The organism is Microbulbifer variabilis (assembly GCF_020524905.1).
GTDB lineage: Bacteria > Pseudomonadota > Gammaproteobacteria > Pseudomonadales > Cellvibrionaceae > Microbulbifer > Microbulbifer variabilis_A.
This window is the reverse complement of record NZ_JAIVKI010000007.1, coordinates 87,696-102,596: the sequence shown is the minus strand read 5'-3', so window position 1 is coordinate 102,596 and position 14,901 is coordinate 87,696. Positions and strand designations below refer to the sequence as shown.

Genomic DNA, 14,901 nt, shown 5'->3' with positions numbered 1-14,901 from the left:
TTTAATCTCCTGCCAATCGGATACCGGTAAATTGCCACGCTTGATGTGGGTAAAAGAAATTTCTGTAACTGATCCTGATATGGTCAGATGGGGTTAAGCAAGAACCACCACGCAAGACTTTCTGGTTACACATAAACTTGCCATTGTATTCACCAACCGCGTCCTTGTGAGCTTTGAAACCGTGGTATGGCAAATAGGCACTAGAAGTCCATTCCCACAGATCTCCTAGAAATTGGGTTTGACCATTTTGCGCAGCCAAAGGCTTCAAATAACGCTTCTCCAGCAGATTGGCACTGGCAAGCTGATTTAATTGACGTAGATGGCAGGCAGCCGCCTCCCACTCAAACTCAGTGGGTAATCTGTTACCGGCCCAGGTTGCAAATGCATCCGCCTCATAAAAAGACAGGTGATGCACAGGTTCAAAACCATTAATCGGCTGCAAACCGTGTAAAGTATATTGCTGCCAACCATTCTCAGTTTTACGCCAATATAAAGGGTGTTTTTGGGTGTGCTTTTGCACCAGTGACCAGCCATCAGATAACCAAAGCCGATGCTGTTGATAGCCGCCATCTTCAATAAATTCAAGGTATTCGGCATTACTTACTAGACGTGAAGCTATGGAAAAATCAGGCAGAAACTGTTGATGTGCGGGCCCCTCATTATCAAAAAAGAAATCCTCTCCATCAGTGCCGATACTATAAAACCCACCGGGAATTTCCAGCCAGCTCAGTACAGCGACGTTCTCTGCTTCATCTTCGGGAACACTGTCACTATAGGCGGGAGCCATTGGATTCATCGAAAGTGCGTGCTTGATATCCGTCAGCAGTAATTCCTGGTGTTGCTGCTCGTGATTGATACCGAGGTCTAATAGCCCATTAATGCTTGAGGTAAAAGGGTGGTCATTGAGTAGCTGCTCAATGGCTGTATCTACAAATTGTCGATAGGCGTAGATACACTCAATTCCTGGGCGGGATATAAAGCCCCGTTGTGGCCTGGAATAGGGTGTGCCCAAGCTGTTGTAATAAGAATTAAAGAGGTGGTGGAATTGTGGGTCAAAGAGTTGGTATTTGGGTAGGTACTGAGCGAGTATAAATGTTTCAAAAAACCAGCTGGTATGCGCCAAGTGCCACTTGGTTGGACTGGCATCGGGCATTGACTGCAGCTGCATATCCTCTGCGGACAGAGGCGCAGCAAGACATTCTGTCTCCCCCCGCACCCTTTGATAAGTTGAAAGAACCTCCTGCTGAAACTCTTCCAGGGAAGCTTCACCTACGAATATTGTCATATCAATAATCAACTACGATAGAATTCAGTTCTATTGAAATCATCATACGCAGTTTTAGGTGTATTCCTATGAGCCTGCAGAACTACATGATCTAATCCACGCCACTTTATTTCTTAAAGAAGAAACCGCTCAAAAAAAAGGGCCGGAAAACCGGCCCACACTCTCGTCATGCTGACATGAAAAACGAATTAAAATCGCGCAGTGAAATCTGCACCATACATCCTTGGCATAAAGCGCCATGCCGGGCTAGCCCCGATGGCAGCGCCGGTACCGCCGTAACCACCGGCGATTTCTTCATCAGTTAAGTTCTGCACCCAAAGGGCTACCGAATAGTTATCTGAGTCACTATTCCAGGCTGCTCGCAAGTTAAATAGTTGATAATCATCCACTATGCGGGTTCTATCGGTGATAGAGCCGATCCGCTCATCAGTCCAGTTGTAATCTCCCCGGAATACGAGTTCCCCGCCGGAAGCCAAGTCAAAGGTATACTCTGCCATGAGATTGATCTTGCTCTCAGGGGTAGAAACCCTGGCCTGACCAACCTTCGAGTCCTCCTCGGTTTCGCCAATAGCCGTTATTATCTGGTAGTCCGTGAATTCGGTGTCCAGGTAGGAGTAGTTACCAGCAATAAATAGGCTATCAGTAGCGGCCCACTGCACTTCAATCTCGGCACCGGTACCTTCCGCATCAGCATTTCTCAGGTTGTAGCTGGGAATTGGATAACCAACTAGGTCCAACTCCTGTAAGTTTTTATATTCATAGGTGTAGACGGATGCATTCAGACGTACGCGGTTGTCGAACAGGCTGCTCTTCAGCCCCACTTCCAGGTTGACCACATCTTCCTGATCGAAAGACGACTCAACGCCCGGACCAAAGTTAAGACTGTTAAATCCACCGGCTTTAAAACCATCCGCCAGGGAGATATAGGTCATCATCTCGTCAGTCCAGCGATAGTCGAGCACGATGCGACCGGAAATATCACTCCAACTATCGCTCAGCTTGGAATTAAGCTCCGCTTGACCATTGTTGTAGAAAGCGATTCCGAAAAGCTGTGAGCCCAAGTCAATTGCTGGTAACTCTATACTGCCAATCTTATTGCCTTTTTCATCGAGCAGATCAACCTCTCCACCTGATAGTGACAGGGGAATGCTGTTGCCATAGGCGGTTTGGATAGTGAAATCTTTCTTATCGTAGGTGTAACGAGCGCCCACCGTCAGATCCATCTTATCGGTGATGCTCCAGGTCATATCACCATAAATAGCAGTGGAGCGGTAATCACCGGTGTTGCGGACATTCTCGTTCCAGGGGGCATCAGAGGCTATCCAGGGCTGGAAGCCCGCCATCATCTGCCCTACTACTTGTTCCGCATTCAGCATACTGCCAGTGACATAGTCTGGCGCTCCCAAGGCAAATAACAACTCATCCACCTGCCCACTTTGCAACATCAGGTCGTAGACAAAAGTCGCACTAGCGGCGCCCTCTAGCCCCATCGACTCATAATACTGCCGATTAATAACCGCCAAGTCCTCCTGCTGGGTCTGAGTCAGATCTGGATAGAGCGCTTTAACCCCTTCATAAACAGCAAAGGATTCAACAGAGCCGGTAGTGAAATAGGCGTAAGTAGTGTGATCCAGCTTTTCTTGGGAATATGAGGCTCCCAGAGTCCATTTAATCGTATCGGTGGCGCCATTAAGGCGGAATTCCTGCGAGAACTGGCTCTGGTCATCGATATTGGCCGACCCAAACATATGGTCTGGGTTGGCGGTGCCATCTTCATCCTGCTGCAAGTGCGCATCAAATTTTCGATAAGCGGTAATCGAGGTGAAGGTCAAATTATCGAAATCTTTACTTACAGTCAGGGAGGTACCGAAAGAATCTCTGTCTTCAATCGTGGGCGTATCCAGAGCGAAATCCCCAAATACATCCGTCTCCCCTTTCAAGCTTGGCACGATGGTTGTACGCAAAGCGCTGCCTTGGTCCATAACGCCATAGTCAGCACGCCATAACACCTCGGTATCCTCTGCGGGCTCCCATAAAACCGATGCCCGGTAGGTCTGGGTATCCTGGTCTCCTACCGAGAAACCACCCGCTAAGTTATCCGCAAAGGGATCGCGACGGTTAGTGGATGCCGAGAAACGGGCATATAGATTATCGGTGAGCTGGCGGTTGAGAAGCAGATCAGATGACTGGCGCCCATAATTTCCAGCGGTGAGATTTAGCTCAACCGAGTTATCAGCCTGGGGCTTAGTGGTAATAATATGAATGGCCCCACCAGTGGCATTGCGCCCAAAGAGCGTACCCTGCGGACCTTTAAGGACTTCTACCCTTTCTATATCTGTCAGGGGAATTTCGGCACCAGCACCGCGGCCGGTATAAACGCCGTCCACATAGACGGCAACAGCTGGATCAGACCCCACAGTCCAATCGTTGGTTTGAATACCGCGAATGCTATAGGTTGGCTGCAAGGCGGTGTCGTTGTGCATTTCAACGCCTGGCGTATACCGCCCCAGGTCCGTCAGATTTTTGACACCGGACTCTTTTATATTGTCCCCGGTAAATGCAGAAATCGCGATGGGTACTTCCTGCAAGTTTTCCGCGCGCTTCTGTGCTGTAACCACGACTTCCTCGATTTCAGCGGCTTGAACACCAGCACTCACAGCGGTGAGGAAGGCTATAGCACCAGAGAGGATGGAGAGATTAAATTGACGGTTTTTTACGGTGTTACCAACATCGTGCATCATCGCGTCCTCGCATTTATTGTTATACAGCGTGATGTTCTGGTTTATTATTTTTGTTATTCCACGCCATCTTACGATTGCGTTTTTGGTTTTAAAACCCCGATATGACCTTTTTCTTTTGACTGGTCAGTTTTGTGAAGGATTGCGCGAAAAGACAGGTTCAAAGGCGCAAAAAGCAAGTTATTACCGTCACTAAAAGTTACCAACGTGTGTTCTCTGGTAACTGGCTTATTTAACGTGACAAAACAGACACGATTTAATGGACATTAATTTAAGTAACCGCTGCACGGAAAAAACTATGGTGCGTTCGTCTTATTTAAGTTCGTCTTTTTTAAAAAACCGCACAATGTATTTAAACATTGCAATTATGATGTTCATTACTATCCTCCTGCTTACAGCCTGGGGCTGGTGGAGACAGAGCCTGCCCCAGCTCGAAGGTATTATCGTCACCGGGCAACTGTCTGAACCCGCACTCATTCACCGGGATGAACAGGGTGTGGTTTTGATCCAGTCACCTGACCGCAATAGCTCCGCCTTTGCTTTAGGTTTTTTACATGCCCAGGAACGCTTCTTCCAGATGGACCTATTACGGAGAAGATCTGCTGGAGAGCTATCTGAATTGGTAGGTCCTGCAGCGCTGCCAAAAGATAAAAAGGTGCGCAGGCATCAGTTTCGCAAGCGGGCCGAGAGAAATATTGAGGCAATGCCCGAGGCACAGCGTCAACTACTCGATCACTATGTACGCGGGGTAAACTTCGGCCTGCTTCATCTTGGCAGTAAGCCCTGGGAGTATTTACTTTTAGGGCAGGAACCCAGGCCCTGGAATGCCGCCGACAGCCTGCTGACCACCTTTAGCATGTACTTAACACTACAAAGTGAAGAGGGAAAATTCGAAAGGCGCGATACCGCTCTCGCTGATCTCTTACCGCAAGACCTCTATGCATTCTACTTCCCTGCCGGAGGTATCTGGGATGCTCCGCTAGTTGGCGATGAGGAACCTGTTAATACCATTCCAGAAACGCCTATCTCTTCTTTATTGGGTAAAACTGATCCTATTACCTACCAGGCTATGGAAAGCGATGACAAAGTTTATGGCAGTAACAACTGGGTTGTTGGTGGGGCATTAACCGAACACGGTGGCGCCATCCTCGCGAACGATATGCATCTGGGGCTGAGTGTACCCAATATCTGGTTTCGCGCGGGTTGGAACATTCCCGGAACCAACAGGGTTATTCGTGGGGTGACCCTGCCCGGAGGTCCAATCGTAGTCGCCGGAAGCAATGGCGCAGTAGTCTGGGGCTTCACCAATACCGGGGCAGATTGGGGTGACCTTATTCCACTGGTATTAAACCCAGATGCCACCCAATACCTGACCCCAGATGGCTGGCGGGATCTCGCTACCGAACAGGAAATTATCAAAGTAAAAGGCGCCCCTGATGAAACGCTCATAGTGAAAAAAACTATTTGGGGACCTGTTATCGGAAAAGACCACCGTGGAATCCCTCTCGCCTATCGTTGGGTTGCCCACGATATCCCCGCTGGCAATATGAACTTATTACAGATGGAGTCTGTTACCACCACCAGGAAAGCATTAAACCTGGGCCCGGCAATCGGCATACCTCACCAGAATTTTCTTGTAGGCGATCGGGAAGGCAATATTGGCTGGACAATCGCCGGGCCTATCCCCAGGCGATTTGGCTTTGATGGCAGTCGCTCGGTAAGTTGGGCCGAAGGTAAGACCTACTGGGATGGCTATCTCACCAAGGAAGAACAGCCGCGAATTTACAACCCTGCCAATCATCGCCTGTGGAGTGCTAACGCCCGAACCGTAGGTGGTAACTGGCTAAAAATTATGGGCGATCACGGCTATGCCCTTGGAGCCCGCCAACAGCAAATTCGCGATAACCTACTCGCCCGTCAACAGTTTGATGAACAGTTACTGTTGGATATTCAACTGGATGATCGCGCCATTTTTCTTCAGCGCTGGCAACAGCACCTGGCAGAATTCCTACAAGACCGGGAAGGTTACAGCGAGGCTTACCAATTAGTACGGGACTGGGGGGGACGCGCCAGCCCCGATTCGGTTGGATATCGTATTGTTCGAAACTATCGCCTTAAGTTCATGGAGTTGAGCACCGCCCCCATCCTTACCTTTATGCGCAAGTCTCAGCCCAACTTTTCTTTCGGTCAATTAAAACGCCAATTCGAGTATCCGATCTGGACGCTCGCGCAAGAAGAGCCTCAACACTTGCTCAACCCCGACTTTGAATCCTGGACAGCCCTTAAATTAGCCGCCCTTGATCAAGTACTGGAAAAGATGTCGGTAAGCGGATTACCCCTGTTACAGCAAACCTGGGGGGAACAAAACACGGTTTCGATCCGGCACCCACTAGCGAAAGCTGTCTCGATCATAGATTGGTTTACCGCAATGCCCGAGGACCAACTGCCTGGGGATACCCATATGCCCCGTTTTCAATCCCCAACTCACGGCGCCTCAGAGCGAATGGTTATGTCACCTGGGCGGGAGGAGCACGGTATTTTCCATATGGCTACAGGGCAAAGCAGCCACCCGCTGTCCCCATTTTTCGGTAAAGGCCATGTCGACTGGGTAAAAGGAAATCCCTCTCCGTTGAAAGAGGGAGAAAGTCGTTATCGGCTCAAACTGCAATAACTAATAAATGGCCAGACTAGAAAATCTGATTCGTTAGCCTTAGCGGCTAGCTGCATTCTTACACCCACTACGACACAAGGTTATGTCACTTTAGCTCAAAGGCTGAATTGCTGGATGAATAAAAAAGTATCAGGCAGTTTCATCCAAAATTGCGAAGGATAAGAAAGCGGTAAAAAAAGTTAGGCCAAGTACTAACGGTAAAAGCGGAAAACACAGCATAACCAGAGAAACCCCGGTCCACAGCCAGCGCACCAGCCCCTTCTTTTGACGATACTCATTGCTACAGCGGCGGGTATCACAATCCAATGGGCCATTCTGCGGAAGCTCCGGTTGTTGCGGGAGAAAGAATCGCACAAAATTGGTGCAATAAAAGCGAATAATCGCCAGCAGCATGGCACTTATACCTGACGGAAAGACCTTTTCAGTATAGTTTCTGTCAGGGTAGGTTCAGTGCCAACACCAGAAGCTGAAGGCCAATCAAAAATTGTGGGTATTAGCCCGGTTGATACCAGCTCAATTTCTCATGCAAGCTGACAACACCACCGATAATGGTGAGCGTAGGCGCCCGCACAGCTTTTTCATGTGCAAGAGTGGGTAAAGTGCTGAGGTCACCAACTATTACCCTTTGTGCCTGGGTAGTGCCTTTTTCAATCAGCGCCGCAGGTGTACTTTGCGGCAAACCATGATGAACAAGCTCTGCACAAATTTTTTCCAGCCCTGTTAACCCCATGTAGAAAACCAGTGTCTGACTGCCGGAAGCCAGTTCTTTCCATGGCAGGTCGAGGCTTCCCTCCTTGAGGTGACCGGTAATAAATCGCACAGATTGAGCATGATCCCGATGGGTTAATGGAATGCCCGCATAACTAGCACATCCGGCTGCAGCGGTTATTCCCGGTACCACTTGAAAAGGAATCGAAGCGTCAGCCAGTTTGTCGATTTCCTCTCCACCACGCCCAAAAATAAAGGGGTCTCCACCTTTCAGACGCAGCACTTTCTTACCCTGCTTGGCCAAATCAACCAATAGCTGATTGATATCGTCTTGCGGCACCGCATGAAACGCCTTTCTTTTGCCGACATAGATCCGCTCGGCATCTCTGCGCACCAGGTCCAAAACCTCAGGAGAAACCAGCCGGTCGTAGAGCACTACGTCAGCCTGCTGCATTAAGCGCAGTGCGCGAAAGGTCAATAAGTCTGGATCTCCCGGCCCACCTCCAACCAGGTAGACCTCCCCTGGCGGATTTGGACTCCCCTGCCAGTCCTGCAAAGCACTTAAGAACTCCTTCTCTGCATCCACCAGTTGACCCGCCTCTACCTGGCGGGCTACAGGTCCGGCAAAGACCCACTCCCAAAAATTCTTACGCCGGGTTTCCGGCAATGCATCTTTCACACGAGAGCGCATTCGTGAAGCAAAATCCACCAGTGAAGCGAGCCCCGGCGAAAGCAGTGCCTCAAGCTGGGCTCGAATACGGCGAGCCAGAACTGGGGCCGCCCCACCACTACTGATTCCGATAGAGAGATCGCCGCGTTCGACAATCGCCGGAAAGGTAAAGGTACAAAGCTCCGGGGCATCTACAGCATTCACCGGCAAGCGGCGCTTCTGCGCATCTCTGGAAACACAGCCATTGACCTCAGGACAATTCGTTGCAGCGATCACCAACTCGGCCAGATCCAGATACTCAGCAGAATAGGTTACCCGATGCCACTTTCCTTTGGATTCGATCACTAACTGGTTTAGCTCTTCTGTGATATCCGGAGATACCACCAGTATTCGAGCCCCCGCCTTTTGCAGTAGACGGGCCTTGCGTGTGGCAATAGAACCGCCTCCAACAATCAGGCTGGGGCGATCTTTTATATCGAATGCAAGCGGGAGATAACGCACGGATTAATCCATCAAACAGGCCGGTGGGTTGTATTCTACCCAGCAAAGAAAAAAGGGCGAACATAATGTTCGCCCTTTTAAATCACCGCATTTAGGCAGCGGAGATAACCTCCTGGCCGCGCATATAGGGGCGCAGCACTTCGGGCACCTCGATACTGCCATCCTCGCGCTGATAGTTTTCCAGCACCGCGATCAGGGTGCGCCCTACTGCCAAACCGGAGCCGTTTAGTGTGTGCAACAACTCAGGCTTACCAGTCTCCGGGTTGCGCCAGCGCGCCTTCATACGGCGGGCCTGGAAATCGCCAATCAGGGAACAAGAAGAGATTTCGCGGTACTTGTCCTGAGAGGGAATCCAGACTTCGATATCGTAAGTCTTGCGCGCGGCGAATCCGATATCACCACCACACAACACTACGGTGCGATAAGGCAAATTCAGCTTTTGCAGGATCGCCTCAGCATTTTGGGTAAGAGTCTCCAACGCCTCTTCGGACTGATCCGGGCGTGCTGCCCATACCAGCTCTACTTTCTCAAACTGGTGTTGACGAATCATGCCGCGGGTGTCACGACCGTGTGAACCGGCTTCGGAGCGGAAGCAGGTTGTGTGTGCTACGAGTTTGTGCGGCAGGGTGTCACTGTCCTCGACAATATGATCGCGATACATATTGGTCAGCGGCACTTCCGCGGTAGGAATCATGTAAAAGCCGCGCTCATCGGTGAGCTTGAACAGGTCTTCCTCAAACTTTGGTAACTGGGAGGTTCCGTACAGGGAGTCACTGTTGACGATCACCGGTACATTGGTCTCTTTATAGCCATGCTCTTCGATATGCGTGTCGAGCATAAATTGGGCAAGGGCGCGATGCAGGCGAGCCACCTCACCGGACATCACCGCAAAGCGCGACCCAGTGAGTTTTACCGCCATCTCGAAATCGAGACCGCCGAGCTGAGAGCCCAGATCCACATGGTCTTTAACTTCAAAATCAAAAGTACGCGTCTGCCCCCAGCGACGTACCTCCACGTTATCATCTTCGCTCTCGCCTTCGGGGACAGAAGCATCTGGTACGTTGGGAATCGCGGACAGAATCGCATCCAACTCTTCCTGTAACTCCGATAGCGCCTGCTTGGCATTTTGCAGCTCGCCCCCGAGGGACTCGACTTCTTTAAGCAGAGGAGCAATATCTTCTCCGGCAGCCTTGGCCCGCCCGATATTTTTCGATTTGCTATTGCGCTCGTTTTGCAAACTCTCGGTGCGCACCTGCAGCTCTTTACGGCGCTCCTCGAGGGCTTCCAGTTTGGCAGTATCCAGTTCCACGCCGCGTTTTTTCAGGGCCGCGGCCACTTGGTCCATATCCGTGCGAATCAGTTTGGGATCGAGCATCGTTTCCAGTTCGCCTGTAATCAGGCTCCTACAACAAAATTAAAGTAAATATTGGTTAAAAATAACGCGTCGCCAGGGCGACCGCGGCTCCCGTAGCCGCCAGACAGCAAATGAGACTGCCGGCAATATAGCCAAGAGCCATCAAAGGCTGGCCATTGTGCCACAGTATCAGGCTCTCTAGGGAGAAAGTGGAAAAGGTAGTCAATGCACCGAACAGACCTGTCATAATCAGCAGACGCCACTCCTCCCCGAGCATTGCCCTGTGAGTGATCAATATGTAAGCAATACCGATAAGGAATGATCCCAGCACGTTCACTATCAATGTACCAAGTGGAAATTTCCCGTTGAATACCGGGTAGCTCCAGACAGTAATCTGGTGACGAAGTATTGCCCCCAAGGCACCACCTATGGCGATGGCCAGCCACTGCATAGATTTTTCCTTCTAATCTTTTCGACTTGCTCTTTTGCCTAACGCTATGGTTTGTTTTTATAGCGCTGCTCGGCACTTTCACTGTTAAGGCGTCGCAGCACCTGTAACTTTTCAGAAATCTTTAGTTCCAGCCCGCGGGGTACCGGCTGGTAATACTGCCTGTCTGCAATCTCTTCGGGGAAGTAGTTCTCTCCTGCCGCGAAAGCATCAGGCTCATTGTGGGCATAGCGGTACTCAGCACCGTGAGACAGGCTCTTCGCCAACTTAGTGGGGGCATTGCGCAAATGAATGGGGACTTCGTAACTGGGTTCCCGGCGCACATCAGCCACTGCGCGATTATAAGCACTATAAACTGCGTTGCTTTTAGCCGCGACTGCAAGATAAGTAACTGCCTGAGCAATAGCCAGTTCTCCCTCCGGGCTACCGAGACGCTCCTGGACATCCCAGGCATTCAGAGCCAGCTGCAACGCGCGTGGATCGGCATTACCAATATCTTCACTGGCCATACGCACTACCCGGCGGGCGATATACAAGGGATCGCAACCGCCATCGAGCATGCGCACAAACCAATACAGTGCAGCATCGGGATCTGAGCCACGCACAGATTTATGCATGGCAGAAATCTGGTCGTAAAAATAATCACCGCCCTTGTCGAATCGGCGCACATCGGCGCTAAGTACTTCGCTAAGTACGTCTTCATCGACCAGAAGTTTACCGCCCTCTTCCCTGGCCAGGTCGCAAGCGACTTCGAGCAAGTTCAAGGCGCTGCGTGCATCGCCATCGGCCGCGCGGGCAATCTTGCCCAAAACATTTTCTGGCACATGAACACTTCGCTCGCGTAGTTGATCATCCGTCTGCAGCGCATACTGCAGTAGCCCGAGCAAATCTTCTACGGGAATACTGCGCAGTAGATAAACCCGGCAACGGGACAGGAGCGCATTGTTCAGCTCAAAGGCTGGGTTTTCAGTAGTGGCACCAACAAAAGTCACAGTGCCCTCTTCCACATAAGGAAGAAAAGCATCTTGCTGCGCTTTGTTGAAACGGTGTACTTCGTCGACAAAAAGAATGGTGTTACGGCCTGACTGTATTCGCCGTTGTTCGGCTTCAGCAACTGCCTGCCGAATATCCTTCACTCCCGCCAACACTGCAGAAAGAGTGGCGAAGTGCGCATCACACTCTGCCGCCAACAGCCGGGCAAATGTGGTCTTGCCGACGCCCGGCGGCCCCCACAGGATCATCGAGTGCAACTGGCCACGCTCAACCGCCTCCCGCAGAGGCTTTCCCTTCCCCAATAAATGTGATTGGCCCACATAGTGGGCCAGGGAATCGGGCCGCATTCTCGCGGCCAGTGGTTGGTGCGTCGGTGGAGTTTGAAACAGGTCACTCATCTTTGATTATGTCTGTACCAGCGGGTGGCTTGAAATTAAAGAGGGACTCAGAAAGTTTGGGATTGGCTTTCATACCGCTGAAGGCGATCTCGGTTGTCTGCCCCATGCTGTCGCGTACTTTCATAGCGGACGGCAGACCATCTTTAGCGAAGCGAATTTCCATTGACTTAAACGGCGCCTTTGGATTCTTTGGCACCAGCTGGTAAACGCCGTCTTTTAAGGTCACATCGAAAGATTTACGAATATCCTCAACCTTGCCACCGAGTAACAGCGCTGGGGTTTCTTTCATGCGCTCATCCACCGGACGTATGGTGACTTGCTCAAGATCCGGATCATAGAGCCATAAAGTTTTATTATTAGTCACCAATAATTGGGCATAAGGCTCGCCCGTTTTCCAGCGTAACTTGCCCGGCCGCTGCACAGAAAAGCTGCCGTTACTTTTTTGCGAAACCTTGCCGCGCTCATCAATCAAAGTCTGCTTAAAGTTTCCAGAAAGAGAAGTCAGTGGTTGCAGTAGTTTGCCGAGATCTTCAGTGGCATCGGCCCAGGCTGCACTGGCCACAACCGTCAATACCACCAGCAAGTTGCGTAGAATATTCTTCATCATTGAGTTCCAGTGTGTTGATTTCCCTAAAGATTAGCTAGCGGGAAGTGAACCGTAGCTTAACTGCAATTGGTATCGATTCCTCTTAGGCGGAGGGCGGAACCAAGACTTCACGATTGCCATTATGCCCAGCGGGCGACACAACTCCGGCAGCCTCCATAGCATCGATCATACGCGCCGCGCGATTGTAGCCGATGCGGAGCTGGCGCTGCACAGAGGAGATAGACGCCTTGCGCGATTTGGTGACGAAAGCAACCGCTTCATCGTAAAGAGCATCCGACTCGGGATCATCTTCATCACTGCCCTCGGACTGTAACCCGGGTACCGGAATACTGTTATTGCTGTCATCGACAATACCGTCGATGTATTCGGGCTCACCCCGACGAGTCCAGTCTGCTACGACTTTATGCACTTCGTGATCGTCAACGAAAGCACCGTGAACCCGCACTGGTACACCGCTGCCCGGGGGCAGGTAGAGCATATCGCCGTGACCGAGCAGCTGCTCGGCACCACCTTGGTCAAGAATCGTGCGGGAATCCACTTTGGAGGAGACCTGAAAACCAATACGGGTTGGCACGTTGGCCTTAATCAACCCGGTAATTACATCCACCGAGGGCCGCTGGGTAGCTAACAGCAGATGAATACCTGCAGCACGGGCTTTCTGTGCGATACGGGCAATCAGTTGCTCAACCTTCTTGCCAACAATCATCATCATGTCGGCAAATTCATCGATAACAACCACGATAGCGGGCAGTGCTTTCAGCGCTGGAGCGGTTTGCTCTTCCGCCGGAACTCTGGAGGCCGGATCTGGTTCCCAAATAGGATCCAGAATCGGCTCACCAGCCTCCTCAGCCTCTTTTATCTTGCGATTAAAGCCCGCCAGGTTGCGCACTCCCATCGCCGCCATTAATTTATAACGACGCTCCATTTCCCCAACGCACCAGCGCAAACCATTGGCCGCGTCGTTCATATCGGTGATCACCGGCGTGAGCAGATGGGGGATACCCTCGTACACCGATAACTCCAACATCTTCGGGTCCACCAAAATCAGGCGGACTTCTTCAGGTGTGGACTTGTACAGCAGGCTGAGCAACATCACATTGATGCCTACAGATTTACCGGAACCGGTGGTACCAGCTACCAGTAGATGGGGCATTTTAGCAAGATCTGCCACTACCGGCTGACCGGAAATATCGTGACCGAGCGCCAGAGTCAGGGGTGACTTGGCATTTTCATAGACATCGGCGGAAAGCACCTCACTGAGGCGTACCATCTGCCGATTCTCGTTGGGAATCTCAATACCCACCACCGATTTACCCGGGATCACCTCCACTACACGGACACTGATTACCGCCAGGGATCTGGCAAGGTCCTTGGCCAGGTTTGAGATTTTACTCACCTTGACCCCCGGCGCCGGCTGGATCTCAAAGCGGGTAACCACGGGGCCAGGCAATACCGATACAACCTCGGCTATCACACCAAAATCCTTGAGCTTCAACTCCAGCAAACGCGACAGAGCTTCGAGGGACTCCCGGGAAAAACCCGGCTTCTTATTCTGATCGGAGGGATCGAGAAGTCCCAGAGGTGGCAAGGTTCCAGTAACAGGTCCTCCCTTGAATAGCTCACCCTGCTTTTCTTTTGCCGCCCGAGGGCTCTGCTTCGGCTTCGGCACCGTCGCTTCGATCTTCGGAGGAATGCGTTTTGCTGTGCGCTGTTTCTCTTCTTCCACGGCGGCTTTGCGTACTACTATGGCTTCTCGCGCCACCCGCTGCTCAGTGCGTTTTTGACGCCACTGCTTGTAATAACTGGCCAACCAGGCAATAAGCCCCAACACATTTCGTCCAATGGACTCCACCAGCTTGAGCCAGGAAAGGCCGGTAAACACGGTGGTGCCAATAGCGAAAATCGCCAGCAATAAAATTGTCGCGCCAACATATCCGAGGCTACCTTCCAGGGAACTCGACAGCGCTTCACCAATAATTCCGCCATTAGTAAAAGGCAGTGGATTGTCCGCAGGGGAAAAACAGAGTGTCGCCAGAGAGGCGCCACTGACTAACAGAAGTGTCAGACCAAAGACTCTTAGTGCAAGTAGTGGAGCATGAAAACGCGCATTGCGATCGCGCAAGATTTTATAGGCACGTAAGCCGATCAACAGGGGGAACAGGTAGGCCATCCAACCCAACAGCGAAAGACACACATCGGCAAGCCAGGCTCCGGCTGGACCAATGGCGTTGTGCACTTTTCCTAACTGGCCGGTATGGGACCAACCCGGATCCTGGGAATCGTAACTCAGTAGGCTGATCGCCAATAGCAGTGCACCCGCTAGCAGACTGATCAAAGCACCCTCGCGAACCAAACGGGCAACGAGTGAATCCGGCAATACACCGCTCTTCGCGGAATTTTCTTCGGTTGCGCTCTCGGCCTTCAATGGCTTACCTCAATAATCTTTGTTGTTACTTTTTAGTTACTTTGTAGTTACTTTGTTCTTAGTTGTTGTCCCTGTAGCAGCAGGCTTATCTCACAACCTGAAA

The 14,901-nt window shown here is 51.2% G+C and carries 10 protein-coding genes; 1 reads left to right on the top strand and 9 read right to left on the bottom strand.

Annotated features, from left to right (window positions below; genetic code table 11):
• Position 1: 1 nt before the first annotated feature.
• Both egtB and LC073_RS10200 read right to left on the bottom strand, forming a co-directional pair.
• The gene (gene egtB / locus LC073_RS10205; protein WP_226646673.1) at positions 2-1,285 is read right to left on the bottom strand and encodes an ergothioneine biosynthesis protein EgtB; all 1,284 of its coding nucleotides are present in this window, start codon (positions 1,283-1,285) and stop codon (positions 2-4) included.
• A gap of 188 nt (positions 1,286-1,473) precedes the next feature.
• Positions 1,474-4,026, bottom strand: a complete 2,553-nt coding sequence (locus tag LC073_RS10200; protein ID WP_226646671.1) for a TonB-dependent receptor — start codon at positions 4,024-4,026, stop codon at positions 1,474-1,476.
• A gap of 367 nt (positions 4,027-4,393) precedes the next feature.
• Here LC073_RS10200 and LC073_RS10195 point away from each other — a divergent pair, with 367 nt between their 5' ends.
• The gene (locus LC073_RS10195; RefSeq protein ID WP_226646669.1) at positions 4,394-6,694 is read left to right on the top strand and encodes a penicillin acylase family protein; all 2,301 of its coding nucleotides are present in this window, start codon (positions 4,394-4,396) and stop codon (positions 6,692-6,694) included.
• 129 nt (positions 6,695-6,823) lie between these two features.
• Here the strand turns inward: LC073_RS10195 and LC073_RS10190 are convergent, their stop codons facing one another.
• The 7 genes from LC073_RS10190 to LC073_RS10160 all read right to left on the bottom strand — a co-directional run bounded on the left by LC073_RS10190 (position 6,824) and on the right by LC073_RS10160 (position 14,798).
• Positions 6,824-7,087, bottom strand: coding sequence for a hypothetical protein (locus tag LC073_RS10190; protein ID WP_226646667.1), 264 nt, complete (start codon positions 7,085-7,087; stop codon positions 6,824-6,826).
• 100 nt (positions 7,088-7,187) lie between these two features.
• Entirely contained in the window at positions 7,188-8,573 is a 1,386-nt protein-coding gene (gene cysG, locus LC073_RS10185; RefSeq protein WP_226646665.1) for a siroheme synthase CysG, read from the bottom strand.
• Between the two features lie 91 nt (positions 8,574-8,664).
• A complete protein-coding gene (gene serS, locus LC073_RS10180) occupies positions 8,665-9,948 on the bottom strand; it encodes a serine--tRNA ligase (RefSeq protein ID WP_226646662.1) in 1,284 nt (427 codons plus the stop codon).
• 55 nt (positions 9,949-10,003) lie between these two features.
• Positions 10,004-10,378, bottom strand: coding sequence for a fluoride efflux transporter CrcB (gene crcB / locus LC073_RS10175; RefSeq protein WP_226646660.1), 375 nt, complete (start codon positions 10,376-10,378; stop codon positions 10,004-10,006).
• A 44-nt stretch (positions 10,379-10,422) separates the two neighbouring features.
• A complete protein-coding gene (locus LC073_RS10170) occupies positions 10,423-11,766 on the bottom strand; it encodes a replication-associated recombination protein A (RefSeq protein WP_226646659.1) in 1,344 nt (447 codons plus the stop codon).
• The gene (lolA, locus tag LC073_RS10165; protein WP_226646658.1) at positions 11,759-12,370 is read right to left on the bottom strand and encodes an outer membrane lipoprotein chaperone LolA; all 612 of its coding nucleotides are present in this window, start codon (positions 12,368-12,370) and stop codon (positions 11,759-11,761) included. The genes LC073_RS10170 and lolA overlap by 8 nt, the downstream gene beginning before the upstream one ends.
• Before the next feature lie 85 nt (positions 12,371-12,455).
• Positions 12,456-14,798, bottom strand: a complete 2,343-nt coding sequence (locus LC073_RS10160; RefSeq protein ID WP_226646657.1) for a DNA translocase FtsK — start codon at positions 14,796-14,798, stop codon at positions 12,456-12,458.
• Between the last annotated feature and the right edge of the window lie 103 nt (positions 14,799-14,901).